Raw genomic sequence first — 16,211 nt, forward strand, 5'->3', positions numbered from 1 at the left:
CTGGTTGGTTACGGTCATTTTCAACCTGCTGTCATCAGACATCATTATAACTGTTAAGGAAGCATTATGACCGACGCAACGATTAACACAGTCACTATCAGTAAAGCGGATATCCCAAGCGGTGGCATGAAATCATATAAGCAAGAAGACGATAGTATCATCTTAATCACTCGTGATGACGATGAATTCCGTGCATTCGATGGTAAGTGCCCACATGCAGGTGCAGATTTGGGTAACGGATTACGTTGTGGCAATCGGGTAGTCTGTCCTTGGCATCATGCGACTTTTGATAGTCGCGATGGCTCACTATTAGAGCCGATAGCGACTAAAGGTTTGACCCAGTATGAGCTGACTCATGATGGTGATAATCTGACAATTGATACCTCAACTCAGGTAACGGGGCAAGTCGAAAATGACAAATTAACTGACACTCATACTATTATCGTTGGTGGGGGCGGTGCAGGATTTATGACGGCCGACCAGTTGCGTCAGGGTGGCTATGGCGGCAAGATTACGTTGATTAGTAAAGAGGATAAGGCTCCTTACAATCGTCCTTTATTATCCAAAGTGTTTTTGGCAGGTAAGATGGACGAAGATAAGCTGCTATTGGGCGGTGCTGACTGGGCGGATAATAACAATATTGAGTTACGCCTCAACCAAACGGTTAACGAAGTGCTGCCTAATGAATCGACCGTCGTCATAGAGGATGATGATGGCAACAGCGAGCGACAAACCGCAGACTTCTTGGTCGTCGCCACTGGTGCTAAACCAAACTTACCACCTATTACAGGTGCTGACATAGATGGCGTGTATACGCTACGTAGTATGAGTGATGCCAAATTAATTAAAGCGGCCAGTCATGACCAGCGTGTGGTGATCATCGGTACAGGTTTTATCGGTATGGAGACCGCTTCGGCATTAGCACAAGTAGGCACGACAGCTTCTATTACAGTGATTGGGCAAGGTAGCCGTGTGATGGGCAATATTGTCTCTGAAACGGTGAGTAATGCCTTAATTAAGTTACATGAAGAGAAGGGCATCAATTTTGTGTTTGACGCAACCGTCAATGAAATTACTAAGGTTGACCGTCAAGTGGACAAGGATGGAGATAACAATAATCAGGCTTTCTCAAATGTAGGTGGTGTCACGCTGACGAATGGCGAGCATATTGATGCTGATATCGTGATATTGGGTACTGGCGTGTCTCCACGTACAGAGATATTGAGCGAAGTTAACGATCCAGATGGTGTACAAGTCGATGCGCATCTACAGCTGCGCGATGGCATCTACGCGCTGGGTGATATTGCAAAAGCTAGCAACCAAATGGGTCGCATGCGTATTGAGCATTGGCGTGTGGCGCTGCAGCATGGCATGGTCACGGCAGCTGCAATCCTAAATGATGACAGTGTCGATTCACTGGAAGCGCGTATTCCGTTCTTTTGGACTATGCAATATGGCAAAAGCCTACGCTATAGCGGTCATGCCGAGACACCAGATCATAATATTCTATTTGGTACGCCAGATACGCATGATTATATCGAATACTACTTCGATGATGAAGGCGAGGATACAAGGGCTAGTGCGGCAAGTACGCTTGGACGTGACAAAGAGCTGGTTGCCTTCTCCGAGCTATTACGCTGTGGTCATGCACCGACACGCGCTCAGCTCAATGCAGGGCTTGATATTATTGAGCAAGCGCATGCATTATCGCCCTAGTACTATCAAGCAATAAGTATTAGTATTTAAGCTGACTTAGTGATCTAAGTCAGTTTTTTTATATGAGTGAAAAGGAAAAATTACAATATGAGCGAAAATAATATAAATAACAGCAATATAAAAACAGACCACTTTAATAAAGAGTCGGTATTTTTGCGTGAAGCGACATTAGATGATATTGGCGCACTTGAGCAGTTATTGAATTGCTGCTATCGTGAGACGGCAGGTTGGACCAATGAGGCCGATTTGATCGGTGGTATTCGAACCACATCAGCGGAGCTCGCCGCCGTAATCAATGATCCTAATCACTATTATTTTGTCTATCCGAAAACCACAACAGGCAACCGTGATGGAGAAGAAACGGGTGAAATACTTGGCTGTATCGCTGTCGATATCAAAACCGATGCTGCCTCAAATAAAAAAGCCTATATCGGCATGTTTGCGGTACATCCTGTGCTACAAGGGAGGGGTGTTGGCAATGTAATACTACAAGCGGCCGAGACCTTTGCAGATCGTCATTTACAGTCACTGAATCAGCCTAGCCGACTGACTATGTCTATCCTAAGTCATCGTCCTGAGCTTTTGGCTTACTATCAGCGCCGTGGTTATCAGTTCAATGGCAATAAAATGCCGTTTCCAAACGATGGCAATAATGGCGAGCCAAAGCGTGATGATTTAGAGCTATTAGAACTAGAAAAAATCGTTAGCTAATCAAATTGGCTTAGTAAAAAGCATTAAAAAATATTCTACCTAAATTAACCCCAAAAATGACCAAAGGTCATAAATAGTCCAATACTCAGCAGCACAAATGCCACGATGATTAAGCGCTTGAACCAATTAAATGCTGGCAAGCGCGTGGCATTATCATCCGACATTAGATAAGCGAACAAAAACAATAGGCTTGCTGCCAAGGTCATGATGCCAAGCCCAATTGGTAATATAAATAGATACACCTGCCACACAGTCATCTCTCAACGGTCAGTATTAATCGCATCATAGCAGCATCGGGATTGCGCTGTCAGTATGCCTTGCTTTAAATTTTTCAAAGCGAATAAATTATAGAAATTACAGTAATCATCAGGGCGATATAAAAGTAATGAGCCAGCTTTAGACCTACGAAGCTATATGTTTGCGTTATGACTGACAATAAAAAAGGACGCTCAAATGGCATCCTTTTTTATAATAGCTAAGACTAAGAGAAACGTTAAACAGTGAGCTTAGCGCATCGTCACAAACTCTTCTGAGCCAGTTGGATGGATGGCAACCGTATTATCAAAGTCAGCCTTGGTCGCGCCCATTTTAATCGCAACGGCAAAGCCTTGAATCATCTCATCGACGCCAAAACCAATGCCATGTAGGCCAATGACTTTTTCGTCATCGCCCAAGCATACTAGCTTCATGGTGCATTTTTGACGATGTTGAGTGACCGCGCTATACATATCGGTAAAGCTTGAGGTATAGCATTTAATGTTTTCTTTGCCATAGCGTTCCACCGCGTCGATTTCAGACAGGCCAATCGTGCCGATAGCTGGGTGAGTAAAAATTACCGTCGGTATCAACGAGTAGTCCAAATGCTCATTAGGCTTATTGTTAAACAAACGCTCAGATAAGCGGCGACCAGCGGCAATCGCTACAGGCGTTAAATCTACGCTGTTTTCGATAATATCACCGACTGCATAAATACCATCGACATTGGTGTTTTGGAATTTATCGACTTTGATTTTACCCGTCTCAGTCGTCGCAACTCCTGTTACTTGCAGATTGATACCGTCTGTTGATGGCGCGCGACCAATCGCCCAGATCAAGCAGTCGACAGTATCGATACAGTCTTCACCGCCATCGTTGGTGGTTAAATCAAGGCTGTCATCGTCATTTTTATTGACTTCACTGATCACCGTATTGGTGTGTAACTTAATGCCAGCTTGTTCCATTTCTATCAGCAAAGTCTCTACGATAGTATGGTCAAACGTACGTAGTGGCGAGTGTTTACGTACATATAAATGTACCTCTGCGCCCAGACTGTTTAGTACGCCTGCGATCTCGACAGCGATATAGCCTGCACCCACAATTGCCACGCGTTTTGGCAAATGATTCAACGCAAAAAATCCGTCAGAGTCGATGCCGTATTCTGCGCCTTTGATGTCTGGCTGAATAGGATGACCGCCCGTAGCAATCAAAATATGGTCAGCGGTAATCAGCTCGCCATTTACTTCTACGGTATTGGTATCGACAAACTTAGCAAAGCCTTTGATCACTTCTACGCCGTTTTTTGCCAAGTTATTGTCATAAGCGCGGTGAATGTTTTCGATGTATTGTTGACGGCTCTGTACCAGCTTTTGGAAGTCAAAACCTTTTAACTCAACATCAAAACCATAATCTGGCGCATATTTTTGGATAGCTTCAGCCACTTGCGCGCCATACCACATTACCTTTTTGGGAACGCAGCCCAAATTCACACACGTGCCGCCCAATTGGTTGGCTTCGATAATGGCGCATTTTTTGCCATAGTTTGCTGCACGGTTGAGTGACGCGATGCCGCCGCTACCGCCGCCAATAGAGATATAGTCATAATGTTTGGTCATAATACGGTCTCTTTATTAAGTTGTTATTAGTGCTGTTTCCGACTCTACTGTAATGGGTCTTATCACCCATCTTACAAGTTTCTTATGGTTAAGATGTGTTGAATCGCTTGAGTATAAATGGTGTTTGGTATATTGAAGCCCAACATCTAGATATTTAAATCCACTCAAACCCATTTATACAATAGGACGACGTCTATAAAATAACAGTCCCGGAATAGACAAGCCAAGTACCAATCCTGAGGTGACAAATAGTGCCTCAAACAAATACACCATCATTTGGCTAAATAACTCGTCTGAAAAACCAAAGTAGCCAATCTGTACCATACTGACCATCGCCTTATAGGCGGCGATACCAGGCATCATACAGATGACACTGGGTGAGATGAGCGCTTTGGGAGGTAGGGTATATTTCTTAGAAAAGTATACACCCAAAAAACTGGCGAGCATCGCCCCAAAAAAGCTAGCAACCACGATATGGATGTGTTGATAAACGAGCGCTGTCTTTAGTCCAAAGCCAAACGCTGTCATCAGCAAACAAGGCAGAATATAGCGTTTGGGTACGCTAAACATCAGCGTCCAGCCAAGGGTAATGATACAAGACAGTACGACGGTTTTAATAAACCACATCTTAAAACCCCCAGTGCTGTATGCGAAGTAAAACCAGTGCCATCACGATACCGACGCACGCGGATAAGGTGAGCATATAGGTAAAGACCGCACGCCCAACCCCAATATTGACATAGCCTTTTAAGATATCGGACAAAGAGTTAATCAAAGGAAAGCTGGGCACCAATAGCAGTACGCTGGAGGCAACAGCGATATCCGCATTGTTACCAATATCAAAATAGTAAGTCGTCGCGCCAATGAGCGAGGCAATAAAAGCCGTCACAATGACGGTGATAAAAGGGTTGAAATGATGCTTGGATAGATATATACGAGTAAACATCGCTACCATACCCGCGATGAAAGTCACCGCCGTAATCGACCAGCTGCCACCATTCAGATAAGCAAACGCCGCACAAGATGCGCCAACAAACACGCTTACTAACCACGTTGGATATACCGTCTTATCCAACTCATCAAAGGCAAGGGTAGTGCGGTCAATCAAATCGGTACTATCGACAGTGGCTTCGGTCTTGTTGATGATTTGCTGGATTTGCACCAATAAATTGACATTGATGCTCTGATTGATCGTATCTCTGGTAGTGGTAATACAGCGCTCGTCACAGATAGTCGTCAGGGTAATGGCGTTAAAGTTCAGCGAACATTCGACGCTATTCATCCCCAAGGCAAGCCCCAAACGTTTGGACAAGTCCACCACCACGGCAGACTCAGCGCCATACTGCATAAGGAGTAATCCGCAGCGCACGCATAGTCTAGTAATACGCTGCTGCTTTACGTAGCTGATAGAGGTCATGGGTGAGATACGCAGGTTGGTTGGTATTGATACGCTATTATAAAGGGTCTGGATGCTGACGCGCAGACATTATCGGACATTATATTTGATGCTACTATAAAGTATAAATTTTTTTGGCAAGGAGCACAAAATGCATATCGCTATTTTGACGCTGATATTTTCACTGCCTGGCTGTGGCTCGCTAAAAGAAAAACGCCACCGTATGGGCGGCTTGCATGCGCGCTTTGGTAATACGCCAAGTGTCGCAGTATGTGAGAGCGGTGAGCGGGATCGGCATGATGCCAGCGAGTGGACGTTTGTGATTGTCGGGCTGTCTAAACGTGAGGTCGAGTCGCAGTGTAGTCAGATTGAGGAGAAGCTAGAACGTACGGTAGATGCACGGGTCATGAATGTGGAGAGGGAGTTTGTTTAGGTTGGGGCGTCTTTGTAGATAGCAAATCTAGTTTTCCTCGCATATGCGGGTTAATGTAGGGACGCGATCTTAGTATAGCCATGTTATAACAAATAAATAATAAGAAACCTTATACTAGATTTTAGTTTGATATTTAAAATTGATTGTCTACAATAGACCTCTTGCATAAGTTATCACTATCCCTTGTAACTACGTCAGTACAAGTAAATAAACTGGTACTTTTGTAAGAGGTCTAATATGGTTTGATAAAAATACCTAATAACCTAAGAATTACCCGTATAAATTTATAGTCTATATCTACTACATATAGGTATAATTAAATTAACCTAAGAAAAGGGAACGACGTGAGTTGCATAATAGAAGTGCTGAACAAGGAAGTAATTTCATTTTTGAATGAAAGCAACAGCGTTATTAGTGCTAAAGAAAATAACAGCAACTTAGATAAATATGTAAGAGAAGACATACTAGAAAACGGTAAAAGATTTGAGCATGCAGATTTTACTAAAAAAGAGATGGCCTACTTATACATATATACTTATCTTTTGATGCATATGGGGTCTTATGAGCGGATGCTTAAAGAGCAAGAACACTTGTTCTTTGATAGGATATTTAACGACAATGTACTATTCGTAGACTTTGGTTGTGGCTGTGCTACTTCACTGCTTGCAATATATAGTTACGTGGAGGAAATGAAATCTTTACCTTGGGATACTGTAGCATCTTTACCTAGTAACTTAACCTATATAGGAAAAGACATCAATGACGAGCTATTAGAAAGCGCCATAAAGTTAACTAAAAAAACCTTTAATAACTATTTTAGGAGTTACGAAAATCATGCTGATTCTGATGAAAAGTGTGTGATAATTACAACAGATATCGATAATATTGGCTATAAAAACATCATTTTTAATTTTGCATACATGCTAAGTCAGAATGGTATTGAAGATTATTTGGAATCATTTGTTAAAAAAATTGTCGACTCAGTAAAGCAATATAATTGTAATTACTATTTGGTTTATCAAAATTTCTATTGCGCAAAGAATTATAATAAAATGATAGCGATTTTAGAGAGGAATAAATTGATTGTTACAGAGCTTAAAAGTGAGAAAAATGGATTGTATAGTTACAGTGTCATAAGAAACTTGGATATATTAGACAAAGATTCATTACGATCAAAATACTTAAACTATAGTATTGCTCGAATAGTGAAAGGAGGGTAAGTAGATGTCCTTTAACTTTGATTTGTTTGCATCAGAATATGAGCCACACCAACCAAGTCTTGCTAGCGGTTTAAAATACAAACGAGAATTCATAACGTCTGAAGAACAAAAAAGATTGATTAGTTTTATCGATGAAAATGAATGGTCAAATGAGTTAAAACGCAGAGTACAACATTACGGTTACAGATATAATTACAAAGTTAGAAAAATAGATGAGTCTTTAAGAGTAACTTCTATACCTCATGAGTTAGATTTTATTTTAGAACGTTTAGTCAGTGATGGAATATTTGATGCAAAACCAGACCAACTTATCATCAACGAATATTTATCTGGACAAGGTATTACAAAGCATACGGACTGCGTACCTTGCTTCAAAGATACTATTGTGATGATTAGCCTTAATTCGACTTGTGTTATGAAGTTTACTAAAGACAATATGGAAACTATTGAATTATTTCTTGAACCAAGAAGTATATTGGTCTGTAGTGGCGAGTCTAGGTATGAATGGGCACATGAAATACCGCCAAGGAAAAGTGATAAACATAATGGTAATATAGTTTATAGAGACAGAAGAGTTTCATTAACTTTCAGACAGGTAATTTTAGATTAGTAATCATATTAACAATTAATTTAAACTCCACCCAACAAAAAAAAGCCACCCTATAAAGAGTGGCCTTTTATCAATCATGACTAACGGTATTAGCCGACTTCTTTCATACCTTGTTCAAGCATTGGCTTTAAGAATATACCCGTATACGATTCTTTGACTTCAGCCACTTCCTCAGGCGTGCCTTCAGCGATGATCATACCGCCACCTTTACCGCCTTCAGGGCCTAGATCAATCACCCAGTCTGCCGTTTTGATAACATCCAAGTTATGCTCGATGACGACGATGGTATTACCTTTATCGCGTAGAGCATGCAGGATATTGAGCAGCTTATCGATATCATGAAAATGCAAACCAGTGGTTGGCTCATCCAAGATATAAAGCGTCTGTCCCGTATCACGTTTGGCAAGCTCACGCGCCAGTTTGACACGTTGCGCTTCACCACCTGATAGCGTTGGCGCAGACTGACCCAAGCGAATATAGCTCAGACCGACATCCATCAGTGCTTGCAGGCGACGATAGATGGCTGGTATCGCTGAGAAGAACTCAACGGCATCTTCAACGGTCATATCAAGCACATCAGCGATGGTTTTGCCTTTGTAGTGAATCTCTAGTGTCTCGCGGTTATAGCGCTTGCCTTCACAGGTATCACAGGGCACATACATATCCGGTAAGAAATGCATCTCAACTTTGATAAGACCATCACCTTGGCACATCTCACAGCGTCCGCCTTTTACGTTGAAACTAAAGCGACCAGGCTTATAACCACGGGCGCGCGCTTCTTGTGTCTGGGCAAACATCTCACGCACCGGGGTAAATACGCCAGTATAAGTCGCTGGGTTTGAGCGCGGTGTACGACCGATTGGACTTTGATCGATATCGACCATTTTGTCCAAATGCTCAAGACCACTGATGCTTTCAAACTTATCGGCAATCAGCGTTGAGGCATTGTTTAACTGAGTCGCTGCCAATGGCATAAGCGTACGGTTAATCAAGGTCGATTTACCTGAACCTGAGACACCCGTCACACAAGTCATAATACCAACAGGAATGGTCAAATCCACATCATGTAGGTTGTTACCTGACGCACCTTTTAGCTCGATGGTCATCGGTACTTTCTTGGCTTTGGCCTTACCTTTGACTTCGACATCGATGGTTTTGGCTTTATGACGCACAGTTGGAATCTCGATTTTTTTCTTACCAGACATATATTGTCCAGTGAGCGATTCTTTATTTGCCATGATGTCATCGACCGTACCTTGGGCGATCACGTGGCCACCATGTACGCCTGCACCGATGCCGATATCGATGACGTGATCTGCTTGGCGAATCGCATCTTCATCATGCTCAACGACCAGTACCGTATTACCCAAATCACGCAAGCGCGTTAGGGTTTTTAGCAGACGATCATTGTCACGCTGATGCAGACCGATTGACGGCTCATCAAGTACATACATGACGCCCATCAGACCAGCACCGATTTGGCTAGCCAAACGAATACGCTGCGCTTCACCGCCCGATAATGTCTCAGCAGAGCGAGCAAGGGTCAAATAATCCAGTCCAACGCTCACGAGGAAGTTTAAGCGCTCATTAATCTCTTTAAAGATTTTTTCTGCGACTTCGCCTTTATGACCACCAATCTTTAGCGTTTTATAATAATCCGCCGCATCACCGATAGATAGCTTAACGATTTCTGCAATGGTCTGATCATCAACACGGACGTTGCGTGAGATTTCATTCAGACGCGCGCCGTCACAGACGTTACAAGTAGTATCTGCCAGATATTTAGCTAGCTCATCACGCACAAGGTTACTTTGCGTCTTGGCATAACGACGCTCTAGATAAGGAAGCACACCTTCAAACGGTACGGTCTTATTCGTCTTGCGACCGCGCTCATCGGTAAAGTTAAAAGTCAGCTTTTCTTTACCAGAGCCGTGCATGATAAGGTCTTGCTGCTCTTTGGACAGATCTTGCCATGGCGCATCCATATCGATTTTGAAATGCTTACAGACAGTGCTAAGCAAGCCAAAATAGTACGCATGACGCTTGTCCCAACCATTGATTGCGCCTTGATTAAGTGACTTCTCATGATGAGTAATCAGTTTTTCAGCGGCGAAATATTGACGTTTACCGAGACCGTCACAGCTTGGGCATGCGCCGTATGGGTTATTAAAACTAAACATACGTGGCTCAAGCTCAGGCACCGCACGATCACAGACAGGGCATGAATGCTTAGCTGACATGACTTGGTTTTCGTCACCGCCTTCTTTTGGATTGCCATCCATAAAGTGTAGCGTGACCAGCCCTTGGCCTAGACGTAACGCTGTCTCTAAGCTCTCAGCGACACGGTTGCCCAAGTCATCACGAACTTTAAAGCGATCGACCACCACTTCGATGGTATGTTTTTTCTTTTTATCTAGGGTCGGTAGTTCATCGGTATCGTAAACATCACCGTCGACGCGCACACGGACAAAACCTTGCCCAATCAGCTGCTCAAGCAAGACAGTATGCTCACCTTTACGCTCGCGAATCACCGGTGCCAAGATCATAATCTTGGTGTCATCTGGCAATGCCATGACTTGATCGACCATCTCAGTGACCGACTGCGCAACCATTGGCTCACCGTGCTCAGGGCAGTATGGCGTACCGATGCGGGCATATAGCAGGCGCAGATAGTCATAAATCTCGGTAATCGTACCGACGGTCGAGCGTGGGTTATGATTGGTTGATTTTTGCTCGATAGCAATCGCAGGGGATAGACCCTCGATACTATCGACATCAGGTTTCTCCATTTGCGAGAGGAACTGACGCGCGTATGCCGATAAACTTTCGACATAACGACGTTGCCCTTCGGCATAGAGAGTATCGAAAGCCAATGAAGATTTACCAGAGCCAGATAGGCCAGTGATTACCACGAATTTATCTCGTGGAATGTCTAAATCAATGTTTTTTAAATTATGAGTACGTGCGCCGCGTATTGCGATATGGTCATGTGCCATCGGTTACAGGTTTCCTATTTGCTAAAAGGGGATTGGGAAATATCTCAAGTCAAAAGTAAATACAGATCAGTAAAGTGGTTGGTTAAAAGGTGAATAATTCTAAATTTATGATGTTGTTATAAGTAGTTTTGTTATAAAGGTTACATATATTGATAAGGTAAAAGTTAAGCCAGCCTAGCTATTCATTTTCTATTATTGTTTGGCTTTATGTTACTTGTCGTTCTTATGACTATTTTTTATAGGACTAAGCAAATCTAAATCAAATCAGTGTTAAGTAACAGGCATCGTTTGTTATGGTTTTGACCAAAAATGTCATTTTATAGAAGATTTCGTCGTTACGTAGATATGGTGAGTGAGCCATTAATTGTGCTGACAACGTTTTACTTTATTGTCATGGTGACAGCATTATTCAAGGTGTCACTGTGCATCTGATGCACTTGGTAACAAAATAATCTCGTAATATGAATGGCTTGGGTTGAGGGTGCATACGTTACTGCACCAGTGAGACAAAAGTCTCGGCAACCAAACGGCGAATGTCTTATACTAGGGGGCTTGATTTATAGGCCAATGCCTTGATAAACCAGTAGTGATAAATCATGGTATGGCGCAGTGTTAGTCGTGAAAGATAGCAATGAGCAACCAGCAATGATCAACCAGTGAGGCAAGTATGAATAGCGTAGAGAAACGGGCAATCCTCGGAGTCGGTGGCATCTTTGCCTTACGTATGATTGGCTTGTTTATGATTGTGCCGGTATTTTCTGTCTACGGTGATAATTATGCACACGCGACGCCGTTTTTGATTGGTTTGGCCGTTGGTATTTATGGCTTAGGGCAGGCCATCTTTCAGATACCGATGAGTTTGGCTGCTGATAAATTCCCGCGTAAGCCTATTATCTTTCTGGGATTGATACTGTTCGCTGTCGGCGGCATGATTGCAGCAAATGCGACGGATATTTACGAAGTGATTATTGGTCGAGCGCTGGCGGGTAGTGGTGCGGTCTCTGCTGTGCTTATGGCATTACTGGCTGATGTGACTCGTGAGGAAATGCGTACCAAAGCGATGGCTACGATGGGGTTGACGATTGCGACCTCTATTATGCTGGCCTTTGCTTTTGGTCCATTATTAGTCGGCTCGCTCGGTATCTCTGGACTGTTTTGGTTGACTTCAGGGTTTGCTATTTTGGCAATGCTGCTATTGGTGGTTGTACCGACGCCTATGCGCGTGCTCAAGCATAATCTGGATAACAAAACCATCGGTCAGCAATTAGCGACTGTCCTCAAGATTGGCGATCTTAACCGCTTACATATCGGTATCTTTGCGCTACATCTGACGATGACGGCGATATTTGTGATATTACCGCACCAGCTCAGTGACGTACTTGGCTTGTCAGTACGTCAGCAAGGCATGGTGTATTTGCCACTATTGTTTATTGGTTTCGCCATCGCGATACCGTTTATTATCATCGCTGAAAAGAAACGCAAAATGCGTCAGGTGTTTTTGGGTGCAATTGCACTGATGACTGCCGCTTTAGTAATACTCGCGCTTGGTAGTCAGGTCGGTGTTGGTATCATATTTGGTTTGCTGCTGTACTTTATGGGCTTTAACTTGCTTGAGGCGACGATTCCCTCGTGGATATCTAAGCGCGCACCAGTCGCCAATAAAGCGACCGCGATGGGGCTTAACTCTTCTAGTCAGTTCTTTGGTGCATTTGTAGGTGGTGCAATGGGCGGCCTGTTATTAAGCCAGCCTAATTTGTTGGCGTGGGGCATACTGGCTATTATTATGGGTGCCGCACTACTTATCATTATTCCCATTTCTCAGCCACCTTATCTATCGAGCACGACCGTTACTATTCCCAAAGACATCAATATCCAAGACTGGTCACGACAAATGCTGGCAGTAGATGGCGTTGACGAGCTGGTCGTCATGGCAAAAGAGCAAGTCGCCTATTTAAAGTTAGATAAGACACAGTTGACGGACGATTCACGTCAGCAGCTATCGAGTTTGGCGCAGAGTCCGTTAGATATTTAATACGATATATAACAGCTTTAGGCTTATGTTTTTATATAGAAACAAAGCCAAATAGCAAAAATTGCACAGACAGCAATCTCATAAACCATCAGTATCAATCAGTGGAAACTAACTATTTATTTCTACTTAAAAGGAATTAATATGAGTAAATTTGAGATGTTGTCTGGTAGTGTCATCGAAGGTAAAAAGAAGGCACATCGCTCAATAGCCAAGTTAACCGTAGGTCTTGGTTTATCAGCCATGCTGCTGACCTCTGGTTGCGCTACGCAAAATATTCAGGCGTATCAGAACACTACACCAACGCTCGACATGCATGAGTTTTTTTCGGGTCAAATCGATGGTTGGGGTATGTTCCAAGGTCGAAATGGTGAAGTCAAAAAACGCTTTTATGTCGACATTGATGCAACCCATGAGGGAGATGATGTCATTGTCTTAAACGAGAAGTTCTGGTGGGCAGATGGCACGAAATCGCAGCGTATATGGCGTCTGACTGAGCAGACAGATGGCAGCTGGAAAGGTGTCGCAGGTGATGTCATTGGTGAGGCAACAGGGCAAGTGGTTGGCAATACGTTGCACTGGAATTACTTATTAGAGTTACCTGTCGAGGATAAAACCTACAAAGTGAATTTTGATGATTGGATGTATCTTATCAATAAGGATGTCATGCTCAATCGTTCAGTGATGAAAAAATTTGGCGTAGAGCTGGGTAGTGTGACGTTGAGCATGCATCGTAAGCTTTCTGATGCTAACTAGAAATCTTTAAATCACTGGATAATAAGTAAGGTGCTATGCAATATCGATAAAGGTAGACGGTGTTCTTCAGCGTCTTAAAATGGCAAAATAGCAGCATATTTATCTATTACCTGTTATTTATTGGACTCTACAATATTGACTAGTATATCAAGATAGAGTATCTAAGCGACACAGACTGACGTGCACCATAGGTAGCCTATAGATATTTCGATAAAAATTGGTTAAAGTAAAATTATACAATTGATAGTGCCAACTGATGCTATCAGATAACGATTAAAACAGTTTATTAAATTATTCATAAGTAAAAGGAAGGTATCATGCGCGGAGTCAATAAAGTTATCATCATCGGTAACCTCGGAGCAGATCCTGAGGCACGCCAATTCAGCAATGGCGGTAGCGTAACCAATATCTCGGTTGCGACATCAGAGCAATGGACAGACAAACAAAGCGGTGAAAAAAGAGAAGCGACAGAGTGGCATCGTATCGCACTTTTTAACCGTTTAGGTGAAATCGCAGCGCAATACCTGCGCAAAGGCAGCAAAGTCTATATCGAAGGTAGTTTGCGTACACGTAAATACCAAGACCAAAGTGGTCAAGACCGTTATATTACTGAGATTCGTGCTGAACAAATGCAGATGCTTGATGGTCAAACTGGCGGCGGTCAGGGTGGAGATAGCTTTGGTGGTCAAAACCAAGGTCAAAGTGGCGGCTATAATAATCAAGGTGGGCAAAACAACCAGAATAACTTTGGTCAGCAAGCAAATAACCAGATGGCACATCAAGGTGGCTACAACCAACCAGCGGCTCAAGGTGGTCAGAACAGCTTTAACAATCAGGCGCCTGCTCAGCAAAACCAGTTCAATCAGCCAGCACAGAAACCTGCACAATCTAAGCCTACAGCAATGCCAGATGGCCCTGTAGATGATGATATTCCGTTCTAACTTATACCTTAGACTTTAATGTAAAAATGCTAAAAAAGCCCTGCAACTGCAGGGCTTTTTTAATGCTTGCTATAGTTGATTCAGTTTAAAAGAGATATAAGGCAACTGAGTGCAGATGTAACTGTGATACTTCAAACGAGGTTAACACTGTAGCTCTTTTATAGAGGATTAACTATATCCAGAAATGTAATTCAGTTGATGCTTTTTAGAATAGTTAAACTAAATTTTTATTAAAGAATTTTTTAATTTATTTAATATGCTCTTAATACCTAAACGATTAAACTTAAGTTTATTTGGTATTGGTTTAATACTATTGGTTTTCACATTAGTTAATATGCTTACTACCTTCTATACTCTATATTGACCGCTTATACCAAAAAACAATTATGATTAGTGACGTTTGGTTTTAAAAATTGCTATACTAACTTTATATGGTGTATAGTTAATATATGTTGACTATCTATAAATAAAATAAATTTCGATGATAATAGCCAAAGTTTTACTTGTTTATTATTAATAAATTGAAAGCTATTTGGATAATAGATCTTTATATGAAATGGTTAACTTCTTCAGAAAGCTCTATAGGAACGACATAGTAAGTTACTGAGTTAATGCAAGACTACCCTCAAGATTAGCAGTATTTGAGAGTATAGTGCATAGAGGTACTACTCTATTATTTTAAAAGTAGATTTTTGTTGAAATATTACTATGGAACTTTCGCAATAGTTAAAATATCAAAGCTTTGTTTTATTATTAGGAAATGCTTTCAAAGCTATAATAGCAATATATAAAGAATGGTGACTTGCGTGTTTAGATTTATCTAAAACTAATCTTATTTAAAATGGATACAATAAGCATCTATTGTCATATATTTTTATCTATGGTGGACTGCTCTAGATACCATTAGAAATTAAATACTCTTCAGAATTAATTATATTTTATGAATAGATTTAATGGCTAATGAACGATTTGTTCCCCGCATGTTTTCACGAAAAACAATACCTCAATAGAGGCCACACTCTTATTCTATAGTTGGATTTATTATGAGCAAAAATAACGCAATTGATTTAGAAAATTTGAACGTAGATGAGTTACGTGCTATCACTGAAAACGCTCAACAACTTATCGCCAAAAAACAACATCAACGTTTGTATGATGCCTATATGCAGTTCGAGCAGATTGCAGAAGATAGCAATGCAACGATTGAAGAGATACTGAAAGCTGGTGAAAAGTTAGAGAAAAAACGCAGTATTAAATATCGTAATACTGATGACCATAGTGAAACTTGGACTGGCCGTGGCCGTAAGCCAACGTGGTTAGTCGAAGCGCTAGCAGCAGGTCGTGATATCGAAGATTTTGCTATTTAATTAGCTGTTTTCTTATAAAGTTACTTTCTGTGAACCAGTTTGAAATTGCTACTGATAATGGTGTATTTACAACCATTTAGCGACAGACATAGCTGCTTTCGAGAAAATAAAAGCCAGTATCTTTACTGCCAGTATTTTGGCAAAAAGATACTGGCTTTTTTTCTG

Annotated in this window: 14 protein-coding genes; 9 read left to right on the forward strand and 5 right to left on the reverse strand. The window is 41.9% G+C overall.

Annotation, left to right across the window (positions count from 1 at the left end; translation table 11 throughout):
• The first annotated feature begins 66 nt into the window (after positions 1-66).
• The gene (locus Q0788_RS07495; protein WP_298809215.1) at positions 67-1,716 is read left to right on the forward strand and encodes an FAD-dependent oxidoreductase; all 1,650 of its coding nucleotides are present in this window, start codon (positions 67-69) and stop codon (positions 1,714-1,716) included.
• Between the two features lie 87 nt (positions 1,717-1,803).
• Positions 1,804-2,427, forward strand: coding sequence for a GNAT family N-acetyltransferase (locus Q0788_RS07500; RefSeq protein ID WP_298809217.1), 624 nt, complete (start codon positions 1,804-1,806; stop codon positions 2,425-2,427).
• A 44-nt stretch (positions 2,428-2,471) separates the two neighbouring features.
• On the opposite strand, the gene Q0788_RS07505 is transcribed toward Q0788_RS07500, so the two are convergent.
• The 4 genes from Q0788_RS07505 to Q0788_RS07520 form a co-directional block, all read right to left on the reverse strand.
• Positions 2,472-2,633, reverse strand: a complete 162-nt coding sequence (locus Q0788_RS07505; RefSeq protein WP_227670814.1) for a hypothetical protein — start codon at positions 2,631-2,633, stop codon at positions 2,472-2,474.
• Positions 2,634-2,933: 300 nt separating this feature from the next.
• Positions 2,934-4,298, reverse strand: a complete 1,365-nt coding sequence (gene gorA, locus Q0788_RS07510; protein ID WP_298809220.1) for a glutathione-disulfide reductase — start codon at positions 4,296-4,298, stop codon at positions 2,934-2,936.
• A gap of 174 nt (positions 4,299-4,472) precedes the next feature.
• Positions 4,473-4,925 (reverse strand): threonine/serine exporter family protein, encoded by a 453-nt coding sequence (locus tag Q0788_RS07515; RefSeq protein ID WP_160022269.1) that lies wholly within the window; start codon positions 4,923-4,925, stop codon positions 4,473-4,475.
• A 1-nt stretch (position 4,926) separates the two neighbouring features.
• The gene (locus Q0788_RS07520; protein ID WP_298809221.1) at positions 4,927-5,715 is read right to left on the reverse strand and encodes a threonine/serine exporter ThrE family protein; all 789 of its coding nucleotides are present in this window, start codon (positions 5,713-5,715) and stop codon (positions 4,927-4,929) included.
• 130 nt (positions 5,716-5,845) lie between these two features.
• Between Q0788_RS07520 and Q0788_RS07525 the strand changes: the two genes are divergently transcribed.
• The 3 genes from Q0788_RS07525 (at position 5,846) to Q0788_RS07535 (ending at position 7,957) form a co-directional block, all read left to right on the forward strand.
• Positions 5,846-6,127 (forward strand): DUF503 domain-containing protein, encoded by a 282-nt coding sequence (locus tag Q0788_RS07525; RefSeq protein ID WP_298809222.1) that lies wholly within the window; start codon positions 5,846-5,848, stop codon positions 6,125-6,127.
• Positions 6,128-6,516: 389 nt separating this feature from the next.
• Complete coding sequence (locus tag Q0788_RS07530; RefSeq protein WP_298809223.1) at positions 6,517-7,347, forward strand: hypothetical protein; 831 nt, start codon at positions 6,517-6,519, stop codon at positions 7,345-7,347.
• Positions 7,348-7,351: 4 nt separating this feature from the next.
• On the forward strand, positions 7,352-7,957 hold the full coding sequence (locus Q0788_RS07535) for an alpha-ketoglutarate-dependent dioxygenase AlkB (protein WP_201549608.1): 606 nt from the start codon (positions 7,352-7,354) through the stop codon (positions 7,955-7,957).
• Positions 7,958-8,046: 89 nt separating this feature from the next.
• On the opposite strand, the gene uvrA is transcribed toward Q0788_RS07535, so the two are convergent.
• Positions 8,047-10,953, reverse strand: a complete 2,907-nt coding sequence (uvrA, locus tag Q0788_RS07540; RefSeq protein ID WP_298809227.1) for an excinuclease ABC subunit UvrA — start codon at positions 10,951-10,953, stop codon at positions 8,047-8,049.
• Between the two features lie 667 nt (positions 10,954-11,620).
• On the opposite strand from uvrA, the gene Q0788_RS07545 reads away from it, so the two are divergent.
• From Q0788_RS07545 to Q0788_RS07560, 4 genes are all read left to right on the forward strand, one after another.
• Positions 11,621-12,985: an MFS transporter gene (locus Q0788_RS07545; protein WP_298809230.1), complete on the forward strand. Its 1,365-nt coding sequence runs from the start codon at positions 11,621-11,623 to the stop codon at positions 12,983-12,985.
• A 141-nt stretch (positions 12,986-13,126) separates the two neighbouring features.
• Entirely contained in the window at positions 13,127-13,738 is a 612-nt protein-coding gene (locus Q0788_RS07550; protein WP_298809231.1) for a DUF3833 domain-containing protein, read from the forward strand.
• Between the two features lie 317 nt (positions 13,739-14,055).
• Positions 14,056-14,679, forward strand: a complete 624-nt coding sequence (ssb, locus tag Q0788_RS07555) for a single-stranded DNA-binding protein (protein WP_101204383.1) — start codon at positions 14,056-14,058, stop codon at positions 14,677-14,679.
• Between the two features lie 1,043 nt (positions 14,680-15,722).
• Entirely contained in the window at positions 15,723-16,046 is a 324-nt protein-coding gene (locus tag Q0788_RS07560) for an H-NS histone family protein (RefSeq protein WP_101204384.1), read from the forward strand.
• Positions 16,047-16,211: the final 165 nt, after the last annotated feature.

It is taken from the genome of uncultured Psychrobacter sp. (assembly GCF_947500265.1).
Lineage (GTDB): Bacteria > Pseudomonadota > Gammaproteobacteria > Pseudomonadales > Moraxellaceae > Psychrobacter.